We start from the raw sequence: 3,336 nt of genomic DNA on the forward strand, positions 1-3,336 counted from the left end.
CGGCCCTGCGCGGCCCGGGCGTCCCGCACCCCCAGCCGCCGCAGTCCGCCACCCTGCGCTGGTCCTCCGACAAGGGCTGGGTCGACCGGCCCGTCACCGAACCCCCCGAGGCAGCCTCGATGCCGACGCTCGCCCAGCTGACCACGGCGGAGCAGCGGTGGGCCGACCGCGAGGAGGACATCACCACGGTCGGCGGGGACCCCTTCGAGGTGGGTCAGGTCTTCGCCCGCCGCTGGGTGGAGCGCCTGGGGGACCCGGCCGGCATCCGGAAGCTGGCCGGCATGTACCCCCGCATCCCGCACCGCGTCGACGGGGAGCTGCTGCGCTACGCGGCCCGTTTCGGCCTGCTCGCGCNNCCGTTACGCCATCCGCGCGGGTTTCTGGCGCGAGCTGGACGTGCGCACGGGGACGGACCGCGCCCCGGTCGGGGACTGATCCCGGCCCCGGGCCCGCGCGGTGCCGCCCCCGCCCGGCCCCGTGCCACCGCGGGCCGGCGCCCCGCGGCGGGCCCGTCGTCCCCCCGGGGCTCCCGGGGCGGTCGGACGACCCGGAAGTGGAGCGGGGACGCGGACCCCGTAGTCTCGTTCCTTGTGAGGACGCGCGCGGTACAGGCATTCCGGTACGACGGTGACGTCGTGTGCGTGGTGCGCGGGCTGACCAAGACCTATCCGGCGGTCCGCGGACGCCGCGGGGTGCCGGCGACCCCCGAGGTCCGGGCCACCGACGACGTCGCGCTCGACGTCCGGCGCGGTGAGATCTTCGGCCTGCTCGGGCCGAACGGCGCCGGCAAGTCCACCCTCGTGCGCCAGCTCACCGGACTGATGCGGCCCGACCGCGGCAGTGTCCGGATCCTCGGCCACGACATCGTGCGCCACCCCGAGCGGGCCGCGCGGATCCTCGCCTACCTCGGGCAGGAGTCCACCGCCCTCGACGAGCTGACCGTGTCGCTCGCCGTCGAGACCACCGCGCGGCTGCGCGGCCTCGACGCGAAGCGGGCGTGCGCCGAGCGGGACGACGTCCTCGACGAACTCGGGCTCGCCCAACTCGCCGGGCGCCCCCTGAAGAAGCTGTCCGGCGGCCAGCGCCGGCTGGCCTGCTTCGCCGCCTCGCTGGTCGGCGAGCGGCCCCTGCTGGTGCTCGACGAACCCACCGTGGGCATGGACCCGGTCGCACGGCGCGCCGTGTGGTCCGCCGTCGACCGGCGCCGGGCCGAGCAGGGCGCCACCGTGCTGCTGGTCACCCACAACGTCATCGAGGCCGAGACCGTGCTCGACCGGGTCGCCGTGCTCGACCGGGGCCGGGTGATCGCCTGCGACAGCCCGTCCGGACTGAAGGAGCAGGTCGCGGGCGAGGTCCGGGTCGACCTGGTGTGGCGCGAGACGGCCCCCCTGCACGTACCGGAGGTCGCCGCGCTCCGGGACCGCGCCGCCGAGTCCGGCCGGCGCTGGACACTGCGGCTCGGGCCGGAGGAGGCCCGTGCCGTCGTCGCCACCGTCACCGGCGGCGCCGCCTTCGCCGCCCTGGACGACTTCACGCTCACCACGCCCACGCTGGAGGACGTGTACCTGGCGCTGGGCGGTGCCGTGCGGCAGGGGCTGGTGAAGGCATGAACAGCGGGTCCCCGAACGCACCGGGTGCCGTGTCCGTACGCAACAGGACGACCACCGGAGTGAATCCGGGCGAACCTCCGAGCGAAGGGGAGCAGCGCGACGTGAGTGCCGTACCCGCCGATGTCCTGCCGGGCGCCGCCCCGGCCGCGGAGGGGACCGCGCCGCGACCCGCCGCGCTCGGCCCCCGGGCACGGCTGTGGCCGTCGCTGGCGGCCGTGTACCGGGCGCAGCTCTCCCGGGCGCGGGTGGCGCGGATCCCCCTGCTGTTCGTGGCGACCTTCCAGTCCGTCGGGATCATGATCCTGATGCGCGGGGTCGTGGACGGCGGCTCGGAGGCGCGGGCGGTGGTGGCCGGATCGGCCGTCCTGGTCGTCGCCTTCGTCGCGCTCAACCTGCTCGCGCAGTACTTCGGCCAGCTGCGGGCCGGCGGCGGACTCGACCACTACGCGACGCTGCCGGTGCCGCCGGCCGCGGTGGTGCTGGGCGCCGCCGGCGCCTACGCCTCGTTCACCGTCCCGGGGACCGTGGTGACCGCGGGCTTCGGATGCCTGCTGTTCGGGCTGCCGCTGACGCACCTGTGGGTGCTGGCCGCGGTGATCCCGCTGTCGGGTGCCGCGCTCGCCGGGCTGGGGGCGGCCCTGGGACTGCTCGCGCCGCGGCCCGAGTTCGCCACCCTGCTCGGCCAGCTCGGCATGTCGGCGGCGCTGCTGCTGGGGGTGCTGCCGGCGGAGCGGATGCCGGAGGCGGTACGCGTCGTCCGGGACCTGCTGCCGTCGACGTACGGCGTCGAGGCCTTCGCGCGGACCTTCGCGCCGCATCCCGACTGGGCGCTGGTCCTCGGCGACCTCGCCGTGTGCGGGGCGGTCGGCGTGCTCTCACTGGCCGTGGCGACCTGGGCGTACCGCAGGGCCGCCGTCCGCTGACCCGTACGGCACCCCGTCCGCTGCCCCCCAGGGCATTCCGCCGACCCGTACGGCACCCCGCCCGGTGACCCGCCGGTGACCTGTCCGTGTCACGCCGCACAGCCGGGCCTGGCACGATGTCAGGGTGAGCGCACCCCTGACACCACCGCCGCCTCCGCACGAGCACTCCCCGCAGGGCGGGTGGCAGTCACCGTCCGCCGGGCGGACGGCCCCCGCCTTCGCCTCCGCCTCCAACTCCGCCGCGGGGTCCGTCCCGGACCCCGCGGCCGGGCACGGCGAGCGGTCGGGGCACGGCTGGTACGGACAGGACGGTCCCGGAATGAGGACGGAACTGCGGGAAGCCGCCGTGACCGCGGTGGCGGTGGCGCTCGGCGGGGTGCTGCTCGGAGTGCTGTGGTGGTGGCTGGCGCCGCGGATCCCGCTGGTGGGCGACGTCACGGGCGACAGCTGGGTCGTCTACCTCAAGGACACCGAGGGCGAGCAGGCCGTCGGCGTGGACGGGACGTTCGCACTGCTCGCGCCGGTCTTCGGCGCGGTGAGCGCGCTCGCCGTGTTCCTCGTGCGGCGGCGCGGGGGCGTGCCGCTGGTGGTCGCGCTCGGGGTCGGCGGGCTGCTCGGATCGCTGCTGGCGTGGCGGCTCGGGGTGTGGCTCGGACCGTCGCCGGACGTCATCGCCCGGGCGAGGGAGGTCGGCAAGGGCGTGACGTTCGACGCGCCGCTGGAGCTGAACGCCAAAGGGGCGCTGCTGGCCTGGCCGTTCGCCGCCCTGGCCGTCCACCTCGGCCTGACCGCGCTGTTCGGCC

At 76.2% G+C, this 3,336-nt stretch carries 3 protein-coding genes and 1 pseudogene; all 4 read left to right on the plus strand.

The features are described 5' to 3' along the window. Positions 1-354 (plus strand): annotated as a pseudogene (locus AOK18_RS34965) (NYN domain-containing protein); the annotation flags it as partial. A gap of 281 nt (positions 355-635) precedes the next feature. Beyond that, positions 636-1,610 (plus strand): ABC transporter ATP-binding protein, encoded by a 975-nt coding sequence (locus AOK18_RS29095; RefSeq protein WP_055574888.1) that lies wholly within the window; start codon positions 636-638, stop codon positions 1,608-1,610. A 101-nt stretch (positions 1,611-1,711) separates the two neighbouring features. After that, positions 1,712-2,533: an ABC transporter permease gene (locus tag AOK18_RS29100; protein ID WP_055696251.1), complete on the plus strand. Its 822-nt coding sequence runs from the start codon at positions 1,712-1,714 to the stop codon at positions 2,531-2,533. A 124-nt stretch (positions 2,534-2,657) separates the two neighbouring features. Next, positions 2,658-3,336: hypothetical protein (locus AOK18_RS29105; RefSeq protein WP_055696252.1), on the plus strand; the 679-nt coding region annotated here is incomplete at its 3' end.

The sequence above is a fragment of the Streptomyces prasinopilosus genome (assembly GCF_001419695.1).
In the GTDB taxonomy this organism is placed as follows: Bacteria; Actinomycetota; Actinomycetes; order Streptomycetales; family Streptomycetaceae; genus Streptomyces; species Streptomyces prasinopilosus.